This is a genomic window from Rathayibacter sp. VKM Ac-2926 (assembly GCF_022815565.1).
GTDB classification, from domain to species: Bacteria; Actinomycetota; Actinomycetes; order Actinomycetales; family Microbacteriaceae; genus Rathayibacter; species Rathayibacter festucae.
The window spans coordinates 131,244-144,344 of sequence record NZ_JALGRS010000009.1 but is presented as its reverse complement, the minus strand read 5'-3'; the positions used below and the strand labels follow the sequence as shown (position 1 = coordinate 144,344).

Here is a 13,101-nt window from a genome sequence, read left to right as displayed (position 1 = left end):
AATAGTCGCTTCACCCAGGGAGTTCCGTGGCCGCCCGAACGTCCGAGAGCGACGAGCGCGCGAGCGACCCCGCCCTCGACCCGGACGCCGTCCGCGCCGCCGGACCCCTCGCCTCCCGTTACGGGAGAACGCCGCGCAGCCGCCGCGGCGACCGCCGGCTCTTCGCCCTCGTCGCCGTCGCCTTCGTCGCGGTGTTCGCCGCCTGGGTGATCTGGGCCGGCCTCGACGGCGCCCGCGACGGCGTCGACGTGCAGGACACCGCGCACGTGGTCGTGGACGACCGCACCGTCGAGGTGTCCTTCGACCTCACCGTCCCGACCGGGCGCGACGCGGCCTGCGCTGTCCAGGCGCTCAACGAGCAGTCCGCCGTGGTCGGCTGGCTCGTCGTCGAGTACCCCGCGTCCACCGATCGCTTCCGCTCCTACACCGAGACGGTGCGCACCACGGAGCTCGCCACGACAGGTTTGATCTCCTCCTGCTGGCTCCCGTAGGGTGTCGGGGTGCCCTGACGGACTCGTCGGGGCCTTGTCTTTTCCCCCGCCGCACGCCCTCGGTCGATCCGCTCGACGGGCCAGGCGCCCGACAGCACCGTCGGTCGCGCGCGGCCGTCATGTGAGGAGCCCACCATGGCCGACCAGCCTCAGGTCACCTGGATGACCCAGGAGTCGTACGACCGCCTCCAGGCGGAGCACACCGAGCTGTCCACCAACGGACGCCTCGAGATCGCCAAGCGCATCGAGGTCGCGCGCGAGGAGGGCGACCTCAAGGAGAACGGCGGCTACCACGCCGCCAAGGACGAGCAGGGCAAGATCGAGGCGCGCATCCGCCAGCTGACCGCGCTGCTGCGCGAGGCCGAGATCGGCACACCGCCCGAGAGCCACGGGGTCGTCGAGGCCGGCACGATCATCACCGCCGAGATCGCCGGCGACGAGTCGCGCTTCCTCCTCGGCAACCGCGAGATGGCGGGCGAGAGCGACCTCGACGTCTACAGCCCGCAGAGCCCGCTCGGCGGCGCGATCATGGGCCTGAAGGTCGGCGACTCCACCACCTTCGAGGCCCCCAACGGCCGCAACATCACCGTCAAGATCGTGAACGTCGAGACCTGGCACGGCCACTGACCCTCAGCGCTGACGCACTCCGCGAGATGCCACTTGTGCGCTCGACACGCCGTGTCGGGCCGTCACAAGTGGCATCTCGCGTATCTGCAGGGCTAGCCGCGTGACAGGCGCGGGCTGTAGCCGGCGTCGCGGAGGACCTGGAGGACGCGGTCGGCGTGCTCGGGGCCGCGGGTCTCGACGCTGATCTCGAGCTCGACCTCGCTGATCTGCAGGCCGCGGCCGTGCCGGGTGTGCAGCACCTCGACGACGTTGGCGTTGGCCTCCGAGATCAGGTCGGCGATCCGCGCGAGCTGACCCGGCCGGTCCGGCAGGCCGATGCTCATCTTCAGGTAGCGCTCGGAGGCGGCGAGGCCCCGGCTGATCACCCGCTCCATCATCAGCGGATCGATGTTGCCGCCGGAGAGGATGACGGCGGTGCGGCCCGCGTTCCGGATCTTGCCGGTGAGGATCGCGGCGATGCCGACGGCTCCGGCCGGCTCGACGACGAGCTTCGCGCGCTCGAGCAGCACCAGCAGCGCCCGGGCGGTGTCGTCGTCCTCGACGGTGACGACCTCGTCGACGACCTCGCGGATGATCTCGAAGTTCAGCTGGCCGGGCTTCGCGACCGCGATGCCGTCGGCGATGGTGGGCGAGATCGTGATGGCGATCGGCTCGCCGGCCGCGAGCGAGAGCGGGTAGGGCGCGGCGTTCGCGGCCTGGACGCCGATGACGCGCAGCGTGCGGCCCTCCTGGGCGGCCTTCTGCTTCGCGGCCGACGCGACGCCGGCGATGAGCCCGCCGCCGCCGATGGGCACGACGAGCGTCTCGACGCCCGGAGCCTGCTCGAGGATCTCCAGGCCGATGGTGCCCTGGCCCGTGATCACGTCGGGGTGGTCGTAGGGCGGGATGAAGACCGCGCCGGTGCTCTCGGCGAACTCGGCCGCCGCGGCGAGCGCCTCGTTGAAGATGTGCCCGCTGAGCACCACCTCCGCGCCGTAGTCGCGGGTCGCCGCGAGCTTGGGCAGCGCGACGCCGATCGGCATGAAGATGGTCGCCTTGATGCCGAGCTCGCGCGCGGCGAAGGCGACGCCCTGGGCGTGGTTGCCGGCCGAGGCGGCGACGACGCCGCGCTCCCGCTCCTCGGGCGTGAGGTGCGAGAGCCGGAACACGGCGCCGCGGATCTTGTACGAGCCGGTGCGCTGCAGGTTCTCGCACTTGAGGAAGACGGGCGAGCCGAGCACCTCGGCGAGGAACGTGCTCGTCTCCATCGGGGTGTTCGCGATGACGGGGGCGAGGACGGTTCGGGCCGCCTCGAACTCGCTCAGGGTCGGTCCGACGACGCGGCTAGTCTGCATGCTCTTCGGCAACTCTCTCGGGGGTTCGGGTCGGCGAGCGCCAGGCTCCGCTCGCGACGTAGTTGACCATGACGTTGAGGGTCGCGACGACCGGGACCGCGAAGAACGCGCCCGCGATGCCCGCGACGATCGAGCCGCCGGCGACCGCGAGGACGACGGCGAGCGGGTGCACCTTGACGGCGGAGCCCATGATCAGGGGCTGGAGGATGTGCCCCTCGAGCTGCTGCACGCCGAGGACGACGATCAGCAGGATCAGCGCGATGACCGGTCCGTTGTAGACCAGGGCGATGAAGACGGCCAGCGCGCCGGTGACGACCGCGCCGATCACGGGCACGAAGGAGCCGAGGAAGACCAGCACGCCGATCGGGATCGCGAGCGGGACGCCGAGCAGGAACGAGCCGAGCCCGATGCCCACTGCGTCGACGAAGGCGACCAGGATCTGCACCTTCACGAAGTTGGTCAGCGTGATCCAGCCCGCGCGGCCGGCCCCGTCGACGGCCCTCCGGGCGCGGTGCGGGAAGAGGCGCACGACCCAGCGCCAGATGTTCGGACCGTCGATCAGGATGAAGAGGGTCGAGAACAACGTCAGCAGCACGCCGGTGAGCACGTGCCCGACCGTCGAGCCGACGCTCAGCGCGCCGCTGACGAGCATCCCCGAGTCCTGCTGCACGGCGGCGAGCGCCTGCTGCGCGTACTGGTTGATGTCGGTCTCGGTCAGGTGCAGCGGCCCCTCGAGCAGCCACGACTTCAGGGCGTCGTAGGACTGCACGGTCTGGCGGCTGAGGTCGTCGAAGCCGGAGGTGACCTGGGTGACGACGAGGAAGAGCAGGCCGCCGATCACGAGGACGATGCCGAGCTCGGCCACCACGATCGCGAGCCACTTGGGCCAGTGGTGCCGCTGCAGGAACATCGAGAACGGCACGAGGAGCGCCGCGATGACGATCGCGAGCAGCAGCGGGATGACGATCAGCCGCAGCTCGATCACCAGCAGGCCGATCACGGCGAGGGCGCCGGCGACCACGAGGATCCGCCAGGCCCAGGCCCCGGCGATGCGCATCCCGGTGCTGACGAAGGCGGCGTCCGGGTCGAGCGGGCGGGGCTGCGGAGCCCGCTCGGGAGCCGCGGCGGCGCGGACGGCGTCGCGGGCGCCGGACGTGCGGCGGGACCGGCCGAGTCTCATCCGCCCAGACTAATCCCCGCCGCATTCCGCGGGCGGAATCCGCGACAGCTCACGAGGCCGCGCGGACGGCCACCGGCCGCCGCGCGAGCGCGAGGCCGACCCGCTCCCCCGGCTCGAGCCGGATCCCGGCCGCGTGCTGGACGACGAGCTCGTCCCCCTGCTCGGTGCGGACCGTGGAGCGGCGCACCGGTCCGAGGAAGCTGGTCGCGAGGACCACGGCAGGCAGATCGCCCGGAGCACCGCCCGGCACGATCTCGATGTCCTCGGGCCGGAGGAACGCCGAGACGGCGCCGTCGACGGCCGCGCCGTCCACCAGGGGCAGGCGCGCGCCGAGCACGGAGACGGCCCCGCCCGAGACGACCCCCGGCACGACGTTGGAGAGCCCGACGAAGTGGGCGACGAACGGCGACGACGGCCGGGCGTAGAGGTCCTCCGGCGCGCCGAGCTGCTCGATCCGCCCCGCGTTCATCACCGCGACCCGGTCGGCGACGGCGAGCGCCTCCTCCTGGTCGTGGGTGACGAAGAAGGTGGTGATGCCGATCTCGGACTGCAGCCGCTTGATCTCGTCGCGCAGCTGCACGCGGACCTTCGCGTCCAGCGCGGAGAGCGGCTCGTCCAGGAGCAGCACCCGGGGGCGGGTGACGAGCGCCCGCGCCAGCGCCACCCGCTGCTGCTGCCCGCCGGAGAGCTGGTGCGCGTAGCGGTCGCCCAGGGCACCGAGGCCGACGAGGTCGAGCGCGTCCTGGGCTGCCGTCCGCCGCTCCTTCGCCGCGACACCGCGGGTGCGCAGACCGAACTCCACGTTCTCGCGGGCGCGCAGGTGCGGGAAGAGCGAGTAGGACTGGAAGACCATGCCCATGTCGCGGCGGGCGACCGGCAGGCCGGCGACGTCGCGCTCGTCGACCAGGATGCGGCCGGAGTCGATCCGCTCGAGCCCGCTGAGGGCGCGGAGGGCGGTGGTCTTGCCGCAGCCCGAGGGGCCGAGCAGGGCGATGAACTCCCCGGGCGCCACGTCGAACGAGACGCCGTCGAGGGCTCTGGCCGCGCCGAAGTGCCGGGCGACGTCGAGGAAGCGGACGCGGGCGCCCGGGGAGAGGGGCGCGGTCACGAGGTGCCTTTCGAGGCGCGGCGCCCGGTGGCGACGAGGCCGATCCGCGCGAGGCGGCCGATCCCGAGCAGCAGGGCGAAGGCGAACAGGAGGGAGAGGAGGGAGAAGATCACGGCCACGTAGGCGTCCTGCTTCGACACCTGCACGAGAACGGTCTGCAGCGTCGTGCGGCTGAGCAGCGAGGCGATGGTGTACTCGCCGAGGACCACGGCGACGGTGATCAGCGCGGCGGCGACGAGGCCGCGGCGCAGGTTCGGCAGCAGCACCCGGACGAGCACGCCGAACGGGCCGGCGCCCAGCGAGCGGGCGGCCTCCGAGAGCGTGATCACGTCGAGCCCTGCGAGGTCCGCGGCGATCGCGCGGTAGGCGTAGGGCAGCACGAGCACGCCGTAGGCGAGCGCGAGCGTCCAGGGCGCCGAGCCGACGAGGCGGGTGATCACCGAGTAGACCGGCGCGAGCCCGACGACCAGCACGATCGCGGGGACGGTCAGCGGCAGCAGGCAGACCAGCTCGAGCGCCCGGCGCAGGCGCGGCAGGCGGATCTCGACGAGGAGCATCGTCGGCACCAGCAGCACGAGCACGATCAGGGCGGTGACGACCGCGAGGATCAGCGAGTTGCCGATGCCCTGGAAGAGCGCGCGGTAGCCGCGCTCGTTCTCCGAGTCGAGGATCGCGGTCCAGTGCGAGAGGTCGTAGCCGCCGGCGCCGCGGAGGGTGAACTCCGCCATCGCGATCAGCGGCACCGCGAAGGCGAGGCCGGTGACGACCAGGACGATGCGGGAGAGAGCGCGGGTCACCGCTGCCACCGACGGGCCCGGCGCTGCAGCAGCGCGTAGCCGGACATCAGGACGATCATCACGAGGAGCATCCCCAGCGCGAGCGCGCCGGCCAGGTTCTCCCGGCCGAGGACCGTCTCGCTGACGAGCGCCGCGCGGATCTGCAGCGGCACGATCTGGGCGCCCTGGCTGATCAGCGCGGCAGCCGTGGCGAACGAGGAGAACGCGTTGGCGAACAGCAGCAGCACCGAGCCGAGGAAGGAGGGCGCGAGGACGGGGACCGCGACGCGCCACCAGTAGCTCACCGCTCCCCCGCCGAGCACGGCGTTCGCCTCGGCCCACTCGGGGCGCAGTCCCTCGAGCGCGGGCAGGAAGGTCAGCACCATCAGCGGAACCTGGAAGTAGAGGTAGGGCAGGATCAGCCCGGGCAGCTGGTAGAGCCAGACGCCGTCGGCGTAGAGGTCGACACCGGCGCCGGCCAGGAGGGTCGTGACCAGGCCCTGGACGCCGATCGTGGCGATGAAGGCGAACGCGAGCATCACGCCGCCGAACTGGGCGAGGACGCTCGCCGCGGCGTCGACGATCGTGCGCAGCGGTCCGCGCGGATCGGCACCGAGCAGGGCGAGGCAGACGATGCCGCCGAGGACCGCGCCGACGACGGCGGTGAGCGCCGACAGTCCGAGCGAGGCGCCGAAGGCGGACAGGACGACCGGGTCGCCCAGCGCCGCGACGTTCGCGAGCGTCGGCCGCCCGTCGCCGTCCACGAAGCCCGTCCCGACCGAGAGGACGGTCGGCACGGCGAGGAAGAGCAGGACGTACACCGCGAACGGAGCGACGCCCAGCGCTGCGGGGAGACCGCGCCGTCCCCGGGGCACGCGGGCCCCGGGGACGGCGCGGACGGCGGCGGTCGTCACTGGATCGCCGCGCCCCACTTCTCGGCCAGCAGGGCCGAGGCGGCCTCGGTCTGCTCGGAGGTGAACTGGACGAGGTCCTCGGGAGCGGCGCCGACGGCGTCGAGGGCCTCCGTGTCCACCGTGCCGGCGTCGACCATGGCCGCCAGGCGCACGGGGTAGGCGCCGGCCGCGAGGTAGAGGTTCTGCGCGGCGTCGGAGTAGAGGTACTCCTGCCAGAGGCGCGCGGCGGCCGGGTGCGGCGCGTCGGCGTTGATCGCCTGGTTGTAGTAGCTGCCGACCGCGGTGCCGGGCAGCACCGTCGTCGTCCACTCGCGGGTGCCCTCGTTCGCCTTCGCGGCGGCGAGGTTGTTGTAGCTCCAGTCGAAGACGACCGGGGTCTCGCCGGAGGCGATGGTCGCGTCGGTCGGGTCCAGCGGCAGGAAGTTGCCCGCGTCGTTGAGCTTCTCGAAGAAGTCGATGCCGGACTGGACGTCGTCGGCCGAGCCGCCCGACTGCAGGGCGGCGAGCTGCACGGCGGCCGCCGCGGCGCCGGCCTGGGTCGGGTCGCCGTTGATCGCGACGGAGCCGCGGTAGTCGGCGCCGAGCAGGTCGTCGAGCGACTCGGGCGCGGGCACGGCGTCGGCGTCGTAGCCGATCGACATCAGGCCGGTGTAGTCGTTCACCCAGAGGCCGGTCTCCTCGCGGTTGCCCTCCGGGATGTCGTCCCAGGTCTCGACCTTGTACGGCGCGAACAGGTCGGTGTTCGCGAGCGCCACGGCGGCACCGAGGTCGAAGACGTCCGGAGCGGTGTCCTGGCCGGCCAGGTTCTGCGCGGTGCTGATCTCCTCGGCGGAGGAGACGTCGGGGTCGGCCGAGTTGACGGTGATGCCGTACTCGTCCTCGAAGCCCGAGATGAGCTCGCCGTAGTTGGCCCAGTTGTCGGGCAGCGCGATCACGTTGAGCTCGCCCTCGGCCTTCGCGGCCTCGACCAGGGCGTCGAGCCCGCCGAGGTCGGCGGCGGAGGTCGCGGTCGAGGCGTCGACCGACGCGTCGCCGGACGAGGCGCCGGCGTCGCCGGAGCAGGCGGTCAGGGTGAGAGCGAGAGCGGCGGCCGCGGCGGCGAGCACGCCGGCGCGGGGGAAGCGCTGGGTCGTCAAGAGTCCTCCAGGAGTCGGGTGGGTGGGCCCCTGCGGGCGCCTCGGGAAACGTAGGGGCGGCTCCCGACATCCCGGGGCCGCCCGGATGAACCGGACGGGAACACTCGGCGCCGAAGCCGGATCGCCTCCGATCGGCCGATGTCGGCGGCCTTCGCTAGCGTGGGGACACCATGACCGAGCAGCTCAGCCCCGCGCTCGCGCGCCGCATCGCCCTGGCCGCCCAGGGCTTCGGTGCCGCGCCGCCGCCGCGGGTCGGCACGCGGCAGATCCTCGGCGTGATCGACCGGATCCGGCCGCTGCAGCTCGACTCGGTCAACGTCTTCGAGCGGAGCCACTACCTCCCCGTCCTCGCCCGGCTCGGCCCCTACGACCGCGCCCTCCTCGACGCGGTCGCGTTCTCGCCGAAGGGCCACTACCTCGAGTACTGGGCACACGAGGCGGCGCTGATCCGTCGCGCCGACCTCCCGCTCTACCGCTGGCGGATGGAGCACTACCGCCGCGTCCGCCTGCCGGAGCACGAGGGCTGGGCGGCCGAGAACCGGTCGACGCTCGACTGGCTGCGGGTGGCCCTCGCCGACGGCCCGCTGCGCGCGTCGGAGATCGAGCACGAGGCCAACATCCGGACCGGACCGTGGTGGGGCTGGTCCGACATGAAGCGCGGGCTCGAGGTGCTCTTCCGCTGGGGCGAGGTGGTGACCGCCGGGCGCACGCGCTTCGAGCGCTCCTACGCGCTCGCCGAGCAGGTGCTGCCCCGCGGGGTGCTCGAGGCGGAGGTCTCCACCGAGGACGCGGTCCGCGAGCTGGTGCGCCGCTCCGCCCTCGCGCTCGGCGTCGGGACGCTCGGCGATCTGGCCGACTACCACCGGCTGCTGAAGGCGCCGACGCTCGCGGCCGTGCACGACCTGGTCGACGCGGGCGAGCTGGTGCCGGTCGAGGTCCGCGGCTGGGAGCGCTCGGGACGCCCGCTGCCGCTCTGGCGGCACACGGCGGCGCGGCGGCCGCGCGAGCTGCGGGCCGACGCACTGCTCTCCCCCTTCGACCCCGTGGTCTGGCACCGCCCGCGCGCCGAGCTGTTCTTCGACTTCCACTACCGGATCGAGATCTACACCCCGGCGGCCCAGCGCGTGCACGGCTACTACGTGCTGCCCGTGCTGCTCGACGACGTGATCGCGGCGCGCGTCGACCTCAAGAGCGACCGGCAGAACGGCGTGCTGCGGGTGCAGGCGGCCTGGCGCGAGCCCGGAGCGCCGCCGGACACGGCCGAGCGCCTCGCCGCGCTGCTCGTCACCGCCGCGCACTGGCAGGGGCTCGACACGGTCGACGTCGTCGGGCGGGGCACCCTCGCGCCCGAGCTCCTCGTCGCCCTCACCACCGGCCACCGGGAGGTCCTCGCATGAGCGGTCCGCAGGAGCGGCAGGGCACCATCGCGCTCGCCCTGTCCGAGAAGTGCGTCGCCCTGCTGCTCGAGCGCGGGACCACCAAGGGCGTCAGCTCGATCGATCTGGCGCACGCCGCCGGCATCTCGCTGCGCACCTTCCACCGCTACCTCGGCGGCAAGGAGGACTGCGTGCGGCCCGTGCTCTACGCTGCCATCGCGGCGATGGCGCGGGAGCTCGTCGCGCGGCCGGAGTCGGAGTCGCTGAACACCGCGCTGGGCGCCGCGTTCGCCGCGGCCGCGTCCGGCCCGCAGCTCGAGCGGACGCTGCGGCTGATGCCGCTGCTCACCGAGACGCCCGGCATGCGCGCGGTCTGGGTGCAGTCGCTGCACGACGGCGAGGGTGCGCTCACCCCGAGCATCGCTCAGCGGATGGGCCTGCCCGCGGCGGACGAGCCGCGCGCGGCCGTGCTCGCCACGGTCGTGCTGGCGCTGGTGCGGCGGGCCCTCGTGGACGCCGTCGCGACGGGCACCGACCCGGCCCCCGTCTTCGACGAGTACCTCACGACGCTCGACGGCGGCCCGCTCGCGGCGGCAGCCCCGGCAGCGCGCTGACGGCGGGTCGAAAGGCACATGCTGATCGAGTAGCCCGCGCAGCGGGCGTATCGAGATCCACCACCGTCGGAAGTCGAGTCTGCAGACCCGGCGTGTCGATGACGGTGGGTCTCGATACGCCCCTGCGGGGCTACTCGACCGGCATGAGGGGCGCCGCTGCGGGGCTACTCGACCGGCATGAGGGGGGCGCCGCCGGGGCCGCTTCCTCCGTGGCGTCAGAACTGGACGCGGGGCGGCTCCGAGATGGCGGCGAGGTCGCCGACCTCGAAGAACTCGCGCTCGGAGAAGCCGAGGCGGCGGGAGAAGAGCGTGTTGGGGAAGACGGTGACCTTGGTGTTCATCTCGCGGACGCCGCCGTTGTAGAAGCGGCGGGCCGACTGGATCTTGTCCTCCGAGTCGACCAGCTCGCCCTGCAGCTGCAGGAAGTTCTGGCTCGCCTGCAGCTGCGGGTACGCCTCCGCGACGGCGAAGATCGACTTCAGCGCCTTCTGCATGTGGTCCTCGGCGGCCGACGCCTCGGCCGGCCCCTGCGCGGAGAGCGTCTCGGCGCGGGCACGGGTCACCGAGTCGAACACCTGCCGCTCGTGCGAGGCGTAGCCCTTCACGGAGTCGATGACGTTCGGGATCAGATCCGCCCGCCGCTTCAGCTGGACGGTGATGTCGCTCCAGGCCTCGTCCACGCGGACGTTCAGCGTGACGAGGGAGTTGTAGGTGGCCCAGAGGTAGATCCCGAGGATCACGACGAGCACGACGACGACGATGAGCGGGACGAGCCATTCCATGCCGACAAGTGTAGGGAAGGACCCCGCGCCGTTCCCCGCAGTCCGGCGCATTCGCAGAGACGCGGGTGGCGCTACTTCAGCGTCTTCTGCATCAGCACGGTGCTCAGCCAGCGCTCGAACTTGAAGCCGACGCGGCCCATCCGGCCGACCTCGACGAAGCCGTACTTCGCGTGCATCGTCAGCGACGCCTCGGCCCCCTTGTCCGCGATGACGGCCATGACCTGGCGGATGCCGACGGCCTTCGCGCGCTCGAGCAGCTCGGTCATCAGCGCCTTGCCGAGGCCCTTGCCGGTCGAGGCGGCGCGCAGGTAGATCGAGTTCTCGACGGTGAAGCGGTAGGCGCGCTTGGACGACCACGGCGACACCATCGCGTAGCCCAGGATCTGCCCTGACGGCGACACGGCCACGATGAACGGCAGCCCCAGCTTCTGGTTGCGCGCGAACTTCGAGCGCCACTCCTTCAGCGTCGAGTCGTCCTCGTCGAAGGTCACCACGGTGTTCCGGACGTAGTGGTTGTAGATCTCCTGGATGTCCGGCAGGTCCGCGCTGCGCGCCTCGCGGATCTCGAAGGAGAACTCCGGCTCGGGGGCGGGCGCCCGGCGCAGGTGCGGCGGGAGGACCCGGCGCTGCTCGTACTCTTCCTCGAGCATCTCGCTCCTTCTCGGCGGTGGTGGTCGGCGTCGCTGATCCCGGGCGGCGGCCGCGATCCGGGCCAGCGTAGCCGGGGTGGCGGAGCACCGCACGCGCGGCGGGCCGCGCTGTCGGGCCCCGAGGCTCAGGGCAGGAGCGCCCAGTCGACGGGCTCGGCCCCGCGCTCGGCGAGCAGCTCGTTCGCGCGGCTGAACGGGCGCGAGCCGAAGAAGCCGCGGGAGGCGGACAGCGGGCTGGGGTGGACGCTCTCGACGATCCCGGAGTCGCCCAGCAGCGGCCGGAGGTTCGCCGCGTCGCGCCCCCAGAGGATCGCGACGAGCGGCTGCTCGCGGGCGACGAGCGTGCGGATCGCGTGCTCGGTGACCCGCTCCCAGCCCTTGCCGCGGTGCGAGGCGGGCGCGCCGGGTGCGACGGTGAGGACGCGGTTGAGCAGCAGCACGCCGCTGCGCGTCCAGCCGCTGAGATCGCCGTGCTCGGGCGGCGCGACGCCGAGGTCGTCCCGCAGCTCCCGGTAGATGTTCTGCAGACTGCGCGGCAGCGGCCGGACGTGCCGGTCCACGGCGAAGGACAGCCCGATCGGATGCCCGGGCGTCGGATACGGGTCCTGCCCGACGATCAGGACGCGGACGTCCTCCAGCGGCGCGGCGAACGCGCGGAGCACCTGCGCGCCTGCCGGGAGGTAGGGGCGCCCGGCCGCGGTCTCCGCGCGGAGGAAGTCGCCCATCGCCGCGATGTCGCCGGCGACCGGGGCGAGCGCCTCGGCCCAGCCGCGGTCGATCAGGCCGGCACCGGCCAGCTCCTGCAGATCCACGCTCAGCTCGCGGCGAGGGTGGCGACCGACACTCCGGCCTCGCCCGCGCTCGCGCGCCAGACCGAGCCGGCGCCGCGGACGCGCAGCGCGCCCGTGCCGACGGTGAGGACGGTCGACTCGTCGATCGCGACGCCGCCGTCGACCAGTCCGGCCTCGACGGCCGCGACCAGGCGGCCGAGCGTGCCCCACTGCGCGGCGTGCACGTCGATCGAGACGTCGACCAGGCCGATGCCCTCGAGCACCGTCACCTCGTCCAGCTCCTCGGCCGCGTGCTCGGGCGCGACGGCGACGCCGCCGATGCGGTCGCCGCCGACGATCGCGCGGTCGGCGGCGACCGCGGCGCCCGCGGAGTAGCCGGCGTACGGCACTCCGGAGGAGACGAGGTCGCGCAGGCGCGGGAAGGACGCCTCGAGCGCGTCGCGGTAGGCGGGTGTGAGGCCGCCGCCGACGAAGATCCCGTCGACGTCGTCGAAGACCGCGGGGTCGATCCGGCCGCCCTCGGGCTTCATGACCGCGAACGGGAGGAGCTTGCCGACCGTCGCGAGCGTCGCGGCCCAGCCCGCGTAGACCTCGGGGCCGAGGCCGTCGTGCACGACGACGATCGCGATCCGCGGACCCTCGATGCGGCCGGCGTCGACGGCGCGGTCGTGCGCCTCCGCCAGGAAGGCTCCGTAGAGCTGCGGGTCGTGCTCGGCGCCGCCGCCGCCGCCGATCAGGTGGACGCTCACTCGTCGTCCTCCGCGAGGGCGCCCGCCACCGGGGGCAGCGCCGACCAGGGGAAGACGATCCAGCGCGGCGTGCGCCGCCAGAAGAAGTCGGGCTCGAGCACCGTGCGGGGCTTCGTGTAGAGCGTGACGGTCTGCACCTCGGCGCCCATCGCGCGGATCAGGTCGACCGAGAGGGCGAGGGTGTGGCCGGAGTCGGAGACGTCGTCGACCAGGAGGATGCGCTTCCCGCGCACGGACGCCTCGTCCAGCAGGGGCGGCAGGACGACGGGAGCGGCCAGTCGCGCCTCGACGCCGGTGTAGAACTCGACGTTCAGCGCACCGCAGCTCTTGATGCCCAGCGCGTAGGCGACCGCGCCCGCGAGCAGCAGACCGCCGCGCGCGATGGCCACGACCAGCTCCGGGCGGTAGCCGGAGGCGACGACGTCGTCGGCGAGGTGGCGAGCGGCGTCACCGAACTCGAGCCAGCCGAGGACCTCCTTCTCCGTGGCGGCGAGGAGGGCGGCGGAGTCGTCGGCGTCGGAAACCATGAGGGACAGGCTAGAGCGTCGCCAGGCCCCGCGTCACATCACGGGG

15 protein-coding genes are annotated in these 13,101 nt (G+C 73.0%); 4 read left to right on the top strand and 11 right to left on the bottom strand.

Annotation, left to right across the window (positions count from 1 at the left end):
- Positions 1 to 26: 26 nt before the first annotated feature.
- A complete protein-coding gene (locus MT351_RS13880) occupies positions 27 to 491 on the top strand; it encodes a DUF4307 domain-containing protein (RefSeq protein ID WP_132435812.1) in 465 nt (154 codons plus the stop codon).
- Between the two features lie 135 nt (positions 492 to 626).
- Positions 627 to 1,118 carry a transcription elongation factor GreA gene (gene greA / locus MT351_RS13875; RefSeq protein ID WP_243582425.1) on the top strand — a complete coding sequence of 164 codons (492 nt, stop codon included), beginning with the start codon at positions 627 to 629 and terminating at the stop codon, positions 1,116 to 1,118.
- 92 nt (positions 1,119 to 1,210) lie between these two features.
- Here greA and ilvA read toward each other — a convergent pair whose 3' ends face one another.
- From ilvA to MT351_RS13845, 6 genes are read right to left on the bottom strand one after another with little or no spacing between them, the layout of a single operon-like run.
- Positions 1,211 to 2,452 (bottom strand): threonine ammonia-lyase, encoded by a 1,242-nt coding sequence (gene ilvA, locus MT351_RS13870; RefSeq protein WP_123445410.1) that lies wholly within the window; start codon positions 2,450 to 2,452, stop codon positions 1,211 to 1,213.
- Positions 2,442 to 3,632 (bottom strand): AI-2E family transporter, encoded by a 1,191-nt coding sequence (locus MT351_RS13865; protein WP_132435813.1) that lies wholly within the window; start codon positions 3,630 to 3,632, stop codon positions 2,442 to 2,444. Before MT351_RS13865 ends, ilvA begins: the two co-directional genes overlap by 11 nt.
- A gap of 49 nt (positions 3,633 to 3,681) precedes the next feature.
- Positions 3,682 to 4,740, bottom strand: coding sequence for an ABC transporter ATP-binding protein (locus MT351_RS13860; protein ID WP_132435814.1), 1,059 nt, complete (start codon positions 4,738 to 4,740; stop codon positions 3,682 to 3,684).
- Entirely contained in the window at positions 4,737 to 5,537 is an 801-nt protein-coding gene (locus MT351_RS13855; RefSeq protein ID WP_243582424.1) for an ABC transporter permease, read from the bottom strand. Before MT351_RS13855 ends, MT351_RS13860 begins: the two co-directional genes overlap by 4 nt.
- Entirely contained in the window at positions 5,534 to 6,430 is an 897-nt protein-coding gene (locus MT351_RS13850; RefSeq protein WP_132435815.1) for an ABC transporter permease subunit, read from the bottom strand. Before MT351_RS13850 ends, MT351_RS13855 begins: the two co-directional genes overlap by 4 nt.
- A complete protein-coding gene (locus MT351_RS13845) occupies positions 6,427 to 7,566 on the bottom strand; it encodes an ABC transporter substrate-binding protein (protein WP_185020089.1) in 1,140 nt (379 codons plus the stop codon). Before MT351_RS13845 ends, MT351_RS13850 begins: the two co-directional genes overlap by 4 nt.
- Before the next feature lie 170 nt (positions 7,567 to 7,736).
- On the opposite strand from MT351_RS13845, the gene MT351_RS13840 reads away from it, so the two are divergent.
- Together MT351_RS13840 and MT351_RS13835 are read left to right on the top strand one after the other, a co-directional pair.
- The gene (locus MT351_RS13840) at positions 7,737 to 8,963 is read left to right on the top strand and encodes a winged helix-turn-helix domain-containing protein (RefSeq protein WP_132435816.1); all 1,227 of its coding nucleotides are present in this window, start codon (positions 7,737 to 7,739) and stop codon (positions 8,961 to 8,963) included.
- The gene (locus MT351_RS13835) at positions 8,960 to 9,556 is read left to right on the top strand and encodes a TetR/AcrR family transcriptional regulator (protein ID WP_123735274.1); all 597 of its coding nucleotides are present in this window, start codon (positions 8,960 to 8,962) and stop codon (positions 9,554 to 9,556) included. Before MT351_RS13840 ends, MT351_RS13835 begins: the two co-directional genes overlap by 4 nt.
- 215 nt (positions 9,557 to 9,771) lie before the next feature.
- Here the strand turns inward: MT351_RS13835 and MT351_RS13830 are convergent, their stop codons facing one another.
- The 5 genes from MT351_RS13830 to MT351_RS13810 form a co-directional block, all read right to left on the bottom strand.
- Entirely contained in the window at positions 9,772 to 10,338 is a 567-nt protein-coding gene (locus MT351_RS13830; RefSeq protein WP_123702724.1) for a LemA family protein, read from the bottom strand.
- A gap of 71 nt (positions 10,339 to 10,409) precedes the next feature.
- A complete protein-coding gene (locus MT351_RS13825) occupies positions 10,410 to 10,988 on the bottom strand; it encodes a GNAT family N-acetyltransferase (RefSeq protein ID WP_123702722.1) in 579 nt (192 codons plus the stop codon).
- A gap of 125 nt (positions 10,989 to 11,113) precedes the next feature.
- Positions 11,114 to 11,800, bottom strand: coding sequence for a uracil-DNA glycosylase (locus MT351_RS13820; RefSeq protein ID WP_374204773.1), 687 nt, complete (start codon positions 11,798 to 11,800; stop codon positions 11,114 to 11,116).
- 2 nt (positions 11,801 to 11,802) lie between these two features.
- On the bottom strand, positions 11,803 to 12,528 hold the full coding sequence (locus MT351_RS13815; protein ID WP_123445401.1) for a Type 1 glutamine amidotransferase-like domain-containing protein: 726 nt from the start codon (positions 12,526 to 12,528) through the stop codon (positions 11,803 to 11,805).
- Positions 12,525 to 13,055: a phosphoribosyltransferase gene (locus MT351_RS13810; RefSeq protein WP_123445400.1), complete on the bottom strand. Its 531-nt coding sequence runs from the start codon at positions 13,053 to 13,055 to the stop codon at positions 12,525 to 12,527. The genes MT351_RS13815 and MT351_RS13810 overlap by 4 nt, the downstream gene beginning before the upstream one ends.
- Positions 13,056 to 13,101 lie beyond the last annotated feature (46 nt).

Excerpts from the sequence above, each read along its gene's own strand:
- MT351_RS13865 (WP_132435813.1), bottom strand. The coding sequence starts at position 3,632 with ATGAGACTCGGCCGGTCCCGCCGCACGTCCGGCGCCCGCGACGCCGTC.
- MT351_RS13835 (WP_123735274.1), top strand. The coding sequence starts at position 8,960 with ATGAGCGGTCCGCAGGAGCGGCAGGGCACCATCGCGCTCGCCCTGTCC.
- ilvA (WP_123445410.1), bottom strand. The coding sequence starts at position 2,452 with ATGCAGACTAGCCGCGTCGTCGGACCGACCCTGAGCGAGTTCGAGGCG.
- MT351_RS13825 (WP_123702722.1), bottom strand. The coding sequence starts at position 10,988 with ATGCTCGAGGAAGAGTACGAGCAGCGCCGGGTCCTCCCGCCGCACCTG.
- MT351_RS13830 (WP_123702724.1), bottom strand. The coding sequence starts at position 10,338 with ATGGAATGGCTCGTCCCGCTCATCGTCGTCGTCGTGCTCGTCGTGATC.
- greA (WP_243582425.1), top strand. The coding sequence starts at position 627 with ATGGCCGACCAGCCTCAGGTCACCTGGATGACCCAGGAGTCGTACGAC.
- MT351_RS13840 (WP_132435816.1), top strand. The coding sequence starts at position 7,737 with ATGACCGAGCAGCTCAGCCCCGCGCTCGCGCGCCGCATCGCCCTGGCC.
- MT351_RS13810 (WP_123445400.1), bottom strand. The coding sequence starts at position 13,055 with ATGGTTTCCGACGCCGACGACTCCGCCGCCCTCCTCGCCGCCACGGAG.